Source organism: Xanthobacter sp. BG11Y11_SDJG, from assembly GCF_057364445.1.
Window position 1 is genome coordinate 1 of the sequence record NZ_JBNFNU010000224.1, and the last position, 6,896, is coordinate 6,896.

5 protein-coding genes and 2 pseudogenes are annotated in these 6,896 nt (G+C 71.1%); 3 read left to right on the plus strand and 4 right to left on the minus strand.

Annotation, left to right across the window (positions count from 1 at the left end):
• Nucleotides 1-196: hypothetical protein (locus AC2W7M_RS16595; protein WP_486133378.1), on the plus strand; the 196-nt coding region annotated here is incomplete at its 5' end.
• Nucleotides 197-292: 96 nt separating this feature from the next.
• Nucleotides 293-1,435, plus strand: a complete 1,143-nt coding sequence (locus AC2W7M_RS16600; RefSeq protein ID WP_486133380.1) for a cyclic nucleotide-gated ion channel — start codon at nt 293-295, stop codon at nt 1,433-1,435.
• 19 nt (nt 1,436-1,454) lie between these two features.
• Here AC2W7M_RS16600 and AC2W7M_RS16605 read toward each other — a convergent pair.
• A pseudogene (locus AC2W7M_RS16605) lies at nt 1,455-2,335 on the minus strand (LysR substrate-binding domain-containing protein).
• A 241-nt stretch (nt 2,336-2,576) separates the two neighbouring features.
• Here AC2W7M_RS16605 and AC2W7M_RS16610 point away from each other — a divergent pair.
• Nucleotides 2,577-3,050, plus strand: a complete 474-nt coding sequence (locus AC2W7M_RS16610; protein WP_486133382.1) for a DUF1127 domain-containing protein — start codon at nt 2,577-2,579, stop codon at nt 3,048-3,050.
• 33 nt (nt 3,051-3,083) lie between these two features.
• Here the strand turns inward: AC2W7M_RS16610 and AC2W7M_RS16615 are convergent, their stop codons facing one another.
• The 3 genes and pseudogenes from AC2W7M_RS16615 to AC2W7M_RS16625 form a co-directional block, all read right to left on the minus strand.
• Complete coding sequence (locus tag AC2W7M_RS16615; RefSeq protein ID WP_486133384.1) at nt 3,084-4,115, minus strand: DUF937 domain-containing protein; 1,032 nt, start codon at nt 4,113-4,115, stop codon at nt 3,084-3,086.
• Nucleotides 4,116-4,257: 142 nt separating this feature from the next.
• Nucleotides 4,258-6,171 (minus strand): monovalent cation:proton antiporter-2 (CPA2) family protein, encoded by a 1,914-nt coding sequence (locus AC2W7M_RS16620; RefSeq protein WP_486133385.1) that lies wholly within the window; start codon nt 6,169-6,171, stop codon nt 4,258-4,260.
• A gap of 241 nt (nt 6,172-6,412) precedes the next feature.
• Nucleotides 6,413-6,888 (minus strand): annotated as a pseudogene (locus AC2W7M_RS16625) (invasion associated locus B family protein).
• Nucleotides 6,889-6,896: the final 8 nt, after the last annotated feature.

Consider the following 6,896-nt stretch of genomic DNA (forward strand, 5'->3'; position numbering starts at 1 on the left):
CCCGCGATGCCGCCCATGCCCCGCCGGCTCGGCGCGCTGGGCGTCGCCGGCGTCATTCCCCGAGACCGTGGAGGCGAGCCTCCAGCTCGCCGGCCGGCTGCTGGAGGCGCTGGGCCTGCCGGAGGAGGTGGTGAGCGCGCGCATCGCCGAGGCGCGCGAGGCCGAGCGCGCCAAGCTCACGGGAGACTCAGGGTGAGGGGACCCGTGTCCCGGCGGGCGAATCAGCATTAAACACCAAGCATGCGGGTGGGAACCGGGCGGGCCGTCGCGCCGCGTCCGCGGGAGATGCGGCATGGACCACAGGAGCATGCGCCGGCGGGTGTTCGACCTCCTGGAGCGCGACGTGCCGGGCGATCCCCTCGCCGATGCGCTGCATTTCGCCCTGATCGCGATCATTCTGCTCAGCGTGGTCATCGCCGTGCTCGGCACGGTGCAGTCCCTGGGGCTGCGGGACGGCGTCGCATTCGAGGCCATCGAGCACGCGTGCCTTGCGGTCTTCGTGGTGGAGTATCTGGTGCGGCTGTGGGTGGCGCCGGAGCATCCCCTGCGACGCGGCCTGCCGCCCTGGAAGGCGCGCCTCTCTTATGCCCTCACGCCGTTCGCCCTCATCGACCTGCTGGCCATCGCGCCGCTGGCCGGCTCGCTGTTCGCGGGCTACGAGCTGCACGGGCTGCTGGTGCTGCGCCTGCTGCGCTTCCTCAAGCTGGCGCGCTATTCGTCGGGCTTCAACGCGCTGTTCCTCGCCATCAAGCGCGAGCGCTACGCGCTGTTCTCGTGCCTGCTGATCCTGGCCTCCGGCGTGCTCACCGCGGCGACGCTGATGTATCTGGTCGAGCGCGAGGTGCAGCCGGAGCAGTTCGGCTCCATCCCGGCGGCCATGTGGTGGGCCATCACCACGCTCACCACGGTGGGCTACGGCGACGTGGTGCCGGTGACGGCGCTCGGGCGGGTGATCGGCGGCATCACCATGATCTCGGGCCTGGTGATGCTGGCGCTGCCCATCGCCATCATCGCCACCTCGTTCTCGGAGGTGATCGCGCAGCACAATTTCGTCGTCACCTTCTCCATGGTCTCGCGCCTCGCCCCGTTCACCGACCTCGACGCCAAGGCCCTGGGCGCGCTGCTGCCGGTGCTGCATTCGCGCAGCTTCGACCGCGGTCACCTGGTGGTGCGCCGGGGGGAGAAGACCGGCCACCTCTATGTGGTGCTGGAGGGTTATGTGGAGGTGGAGCATCCCGACGGCGTCGAGCGCCTGGGGCCGGGCGGGGTGTTCGGCGTCGCCTCCGGCGCGGCGACCGACCACCTCATGGTGCGCGCCGCCACCAAGGCCAAGGTGCTGGTGATCGAGGAGAACGAGCTCCACACCCTGATGGCGCGTCACCCGGTGGTGGTGGCGCGGCTGTCGGGCATGGTGTTCCCCAAGGCGGGCGACTGACGCCGCCTTGGCGCCGCGCCTACTGGGCCGCCTCGGCCTCGGTCAGGTTGTCGAGCCCCTGGATGATGTGGTGGGCGAGCGCGTCGGCGATCGGCGAGGGCTCGTGGCGGCTGCGCAGCAGGCCGATCTCGCACGGCGGCAGCGAGGGATAGCCGTCGCCGGTGCCGAGCACCCGCATGCCGGGCCGCAGCGCCGATTCCGGAACACCGACACGGCGAGCCCCGCCAGCACGGCGGCCGAGACCGCGCCGCTGTTGGGGCTGGTGTAGAGCACCCGGTGGCTGCGCCCCGCCCCCGACAGCCGGGCGATGGCGAGCGCGCGCCATTCGCAGGTGGGCCGCCCCAGCGCCAGCGGCACCGGCGTCTCCAGATGCACCGCATGGCGCGCCGACGACACCCACATGAGCCGCTCGCGGCGGATCACCAATGCGTTGCGGGCGGAAGTCTCGGTGTTGGTGATGATGGCGATGTCGATGCTGCCGGCGGCGACACGCGGCACCAGGTCGCTCGTGGGCTCGCAGATCACGGTCAGTTCCACCGAGGGGTGGGTGCGCGAGAAGCGCGCCATGATGTCCGGCAGGTAGCGGTCGGCATAGTCGTCCGGCACGCCCAGGCAGACGCGGCCCGAGAGCGCCGTGTCGGTGAAGCTCGCCACCGCCTCGAGGTTCAGCTTGACGATGCGCCGGGCATAGTCGAGCAGGCGCTCGCCATCCTCGGTAAGGCGCGAGGCGCGCCCGTCCCGGGTGAAGATCGGCCGCCCGACCCGCTCCTCCAGGCGCTTCATCTGCATGGAGACCGCCGACTGGGTCTTGTGCACCACCTCCGCCGCGCGCGTGAAGCTGCCGGTTTCCGCGATGGCCACGAAGGTCCGCAGCTGATCGGGATCGAGGAGGATGCTCATGAATGTCTCCCGGTCGTTTCCTAGGCGCCAGCGCCATCCCCTTGCTGCGCCACGCTCTGCCCGGGCCACTGTCCGAGCGCCCGTCAACTCATCATTATCGATGATAAGTGAGATGAAAAACATTCGCTAGCGTGATTCATTGCTGCAAGGCACAAAGGCCTCACCTCAGCGTGGGCGCGGAATCGGGTGGCTTGGGAGGCCACGGTTTGCCGAAAAGACGGGCGGGCGCCGACACGCGGTGATGGAGATGAAGATGAGTATCCATGGTGAAGTCCGCAGCTCTGCCGTCGCCCCCGTGGGCGAACTCGTGGCCGCCCTCATGCTCGCCTTTGCGCGCACCCTGGGCACCGGCGTGAAAGCTGCGGCCGGCATCGGCCGCGCGATGGAACGCCGCCGCACCCTCAACGAGCTGGCCGGGCTCGACGACCACATGCTGTCCGACATCGGTCTGACGCGCTCCGACCTGCGCGACGCCACCGCCGGCCCGCTGCTGTCGGATCCGACCCAGACCCTGGCTCTGCGCGCCAACGAGCCGGCCGGGCCGCGGCCGGCTTGCGCGCGCCGCCCGCCCCTCCTGAGGGCGGGCCGCGTTTTCCACCCAACCGGCGGGCATGCCCTCGGCTCCGCCGCGCCTGGCCCGCGCCGTCCGCAACCGGCGCGGGCCACTTTTCATCCAGACGTGTCCTGTTCGATGTGCGGGCCGCCCGCGGGCTGAGAAGAGCCGCGGCGGCCCGATCCTTTGTCCGCGCTACTTCCCCGAGCCGCCCGGCTCCTTGGGCTTGGCGCCCGGTTCCCGGGGCTTGATGCCCGGTTCGCTCGGGCTCGGGCCCGGCACGGCGACCTTGCCGCCGGCCGGATCGGCCGCGGACGGGTTCATCATGTCCAGCCAATAGTCCGGGAACGTGTAGCGCGGGCGCTCCTCGTCGGCACCGGGCAGGCGCGGCGGAAAGCCCTGGGCGAACATCTGCGCGAAGAAGTCCTGAAACGGCAACGGACCGGCCGATCCGGCCGCGGCCTCCGCGTCGCGCGGCGGCGGCAGGGCGGGCGCGCCGCTCGCCGGCTCCCCCATCTGTCCCATCTGCGCCATCGTGTTCGCCATGGCGTTCACCACATCCTGCCAGGCATTGCCGGAACTGCGGCGGCGGACGGCGCAGGGGGAGCCGAGCGGGGCATAGCGCATCATCGAGCGGGCGAAGGCGTCGGCCCAAGGATTGCCGGTGGAGGGCGCCTGCTTCTCCGGCGCCGAGAAGGCGAGGAGGGCGTCGATCCAGGGATTGCCGGTGCGGGGCGGCGGCGCGGCGCGCGGCGGCTCCGCACCGGGCATGCGGCCCAGCATGGCCGCCAGCATCTGCTGCAGGGCGCCCGATGCCGCCAGCGAGCGCGACAGCCCGCCCACCATGAGGGTGGCGTAGGCCGGCATCATCTGGCGCACCACGGCCACGCCGAGGCCGGTGGACGCGGCCACCTGATTGGCCACCGCGCGACTCACCTCGCCCGGCCCGAACACCGCGTCGAGCGCCTGCTGGCCGGCGCGGGTCAGTTCCGAGGGGGCGGCGGGCTGGGCGTAGAGCGCGCCATAGGGGCCGTTCGCCATCATCGTCATCAGCAGGCCCATGGCCTCCGGGGACTGGGTGGCGTGGCGGAAGCCCTCCGAGAAGGCCGGGATCATGGCCTCGGCCGCGGCCTGCGCCTGCTGGAGCGACAAGCCGTAGGCCCGCGCCAGCGCCTCCATGCCCTGTCCGCCCTGGGCTGCGGTCAACATGCGAAGAAACGCGTCCATGGCGGCCTCCGTCGGAGCGGGTTCTTCTCGAAGGCCGTTCCGCCACGGTCCTCCGCTCCGACCCATCTCTGCGTGCCGGGCAACGGCCCGATGCGGGCGGACTCATCCGCCGCCCCAACCTTACGCCATGCTTCTGCCGAAATCACGAATGGATCGCAGGCGCATTGTGCCACGTCCGCTGCGCCGCGCCGCGCCGGCGAGCGGCCGGCCTCAGCCCGAGAATTCGGTCTCGTGGGTGAGGATGTCCTGCGCCTCCGGATTGATCGGCCGCGCGGCTTTTCGGGCAGGGTGAGCGGTTCCGGCTCCACCTTGCGCTTGGTCCACAGATCGTCGGTGCGAAGATGCCCTCTTCCAGCTGGCGTTCCAGCCGGCGGCGATCGCGCACCCGCACGTCGGCGATCCGCGCGGCGGCGGCCGGAGCGGCGACGCCGAGCGCCTCCAGCGTGCGGCCGCCGAAGGCCAGCGCCGATTCGAGGGTTTCGCGGATCTCGAAGTCGACGCCCTTGCGCAGCAGGTCCATGGAATGGACCCGGTCGAAGGCGCGGACATAGAGCCGTACCCCGGGGAGGGAGGTGCGGACGACATCGACGATGCGGTCGGCGTCCTCCTTGTCGTCGACGCAGACGCAGATCACCTCCATCTGCTCTGCGCCGGCAGCGCGCAGCACGTCGAGCCGGGTGCCGTCGCCGTAATAGATGTGCACGCCGAATCGGCCCGCCGACTGGATCATCTCCACGTCGTTGTCGATGATGGTGACGCTCACCCCCTCCGCCAGCAGACACTGGGCGACGATCTGGCCGAAGCGGCCGAAGCCGATCACCAGAACCGAGCCGTCCGCCTCGGTGAAGTCGTCCGGCTCGGGCTCGGGCGGCGCCGTGCGGCGGGCGATCTTCGGCGCGAGGCGCCCGACCAAAGCGAACAGCAGCGGGCCGGCGATCATGGTCAGGGCGGCGAGCGCGATCAGCAGGTCGGCCTGCGGCCCCTTGAGGATGCCGGTGGCGAGCGCAAGCGGAAACAGCACGAAGGCGAACTCGCCCGCCGGCGTCAGCGCCACCGCGGCGAGCAGCGATTCGGCCGGCGCGATGTTGTCCTGGCGGAACACGCCATAGGCCACCACGCTCTTGATGCCGACCACGGCCAGCGTGGCGACCAGCAGCGCGCCCACATGCTCGCCCACCACCACGAGATTCAAGGACATGCCGACGCTCATGAAGAAGAGCGCCAGCAGCAGGCCGCGGAAGCCGTCGAGATTGGCTTCGATCTCGTGGCGGAAGGTGCTCTCCGACAACAGCAGGCCGGCGAGGAAGGCGCCCAGCGCCATGGACATGCCGGCGAGCTGCATCAGCCCGGCGGCGCCAAGCACCACCAGCAGCGCCGCCGCCGTCATCGCCTCGCGGGCGCCGGAGCGGGCGAGCACCCGGAAGATCGGGTTGAGCAGGAAGCGGCCCGAGACCACGATGATGCCGATCGCCGCGGCCGCCCCAAGGGCCTTGAGCACGGTGGCCGTCGGATCGACTGCGGTCTCCGCCGAGCCGGGCGCCAGCAGCGGCACCAGGGCCAGCAGCGGCACCACGGCCATGTCCTGGAACAGGAGAATCGAGAAGGTGCGCTGCCCATAGGGCGCCGCGAGGTCGCCGCGCTCGCCGAGCAGCTGAAGCGCGATGGCGGTGCCCGAAATGGAGAGCGCCGCGCCGCTCACCACCGCCGCGGCAAGGCCGAAGCCGAGCCCGAACGACGCCAGCAGCGCGAACAGGGTGGTCGTCACCAGCAGCTGCGCGGCGCCGAGACCGAAGATGTAGCGGCGCATGGACAGGATGTGGGACGGCTTCAGCTCGATGCCGATCAGGAACAGCAGCATCACCACGCCCAGCTCGGCGACGGTGGAGACCACGGTGGGGTTGGCGACGTTGAAGCCCACCGGGCCGATGGCGATGCCCACCAGCAGGTAGCCCACAACGGGGGAGAAGCCGAGGCGCCGCGCCACCGGCACGGCGATCACCGCGGCGCTGAGAAAGGCCAGCGCCGCAATGAACAGCTCATGGTCTTCCCCATGCATCCCCGCATTCCTTCGCTGATCGCGCCGGCCCCCGAACCCTTTTGGTCAGCAAGCATGTCCAAACCAAGCCCGTCCTGCGGCCAAGCCGAGGCTTGCGGCCGGATCGGATCCCGATGCCCCGCACGGCCGAAGGCGCATCATGCCACCGGGCGAAGCGCGGGGCGATGTCGGGGCGAATGACCGGCCCGGCAGGGGCGAGGGCAACCCCGGGAGGGGCGCACGGCGCCGGCTGCGCGCGGCCTCACTTCAATTCGTCGAAGCCGCCGGCGAATCCGTTCAGCGACAGCGGCACGCCGATGCCTTCCTCGGGGGTCTGGAAGATGATGAAGATGGCCTGCTTGCCGGTCTTAAGGCGGTTGACCAGCGCATCGTCCATCACCACCTCGGCGACGCAGCCATTGGGCAGGCAGCGCACGAAGCCGGCCCGGCCCACGTCCTGGTCGTCGATCTTGAGGCCGAGCCCGGCGGGCAGCAGCACGCCGAGCGGCGCCAGCACGCGCAGCAGGCGGCTCTTCTGGTCGGCGGTGCGCAGCACGATCACGGTGAGACCCACATTGGGGCGGTCGTCGGCGAACACCGACTGGAGCAGCACGCACTGTTCGCCCTGCGCGCCGGGCGGCGTGTCGCAGCGAATCTGCCAGCGCCGTGCACCGACTTCACCACGCCCTGGGCCGCGCCGCGCGGCGCGCGCGCAGCAGCGCGCGGCGCCGAGAGCACAGCGCATC

Excerpts from the sequence above, each read along its gene's own strand:
- AC2W7M_RS16610 (WP_486133382.1), top strand. The coding sequence starts at position 2,577 with ATGGAGATGAAGATGAGTATCCATGGTGAAGTCCGCAGCTCTGCCGTC.
- AC2W7M_RS16615 (WP_486133384.1), bottom strand. The coding sequence starts at position 4,115 with ATGGACGCGTTTCTTCGCATGTTGACCGCAGCCCAGGGCGGACAGGGC.
- AC2W7M_RS16600 (WP_486133380.1), top strand. The coding sequence starts at position 293 with ATGGACCACAGGAGCATGCGCCGGCGGGTGTTCGACCTCCTGGAGCGC.
- AC2W7M_RS16620 (WP_486133385.1), bottom strand. The coding sequence starts at position 6,171 with ATGCATGGGGAAGACCATGAGCTGTTCATTGCGGCGCTGGCCTTTCTC.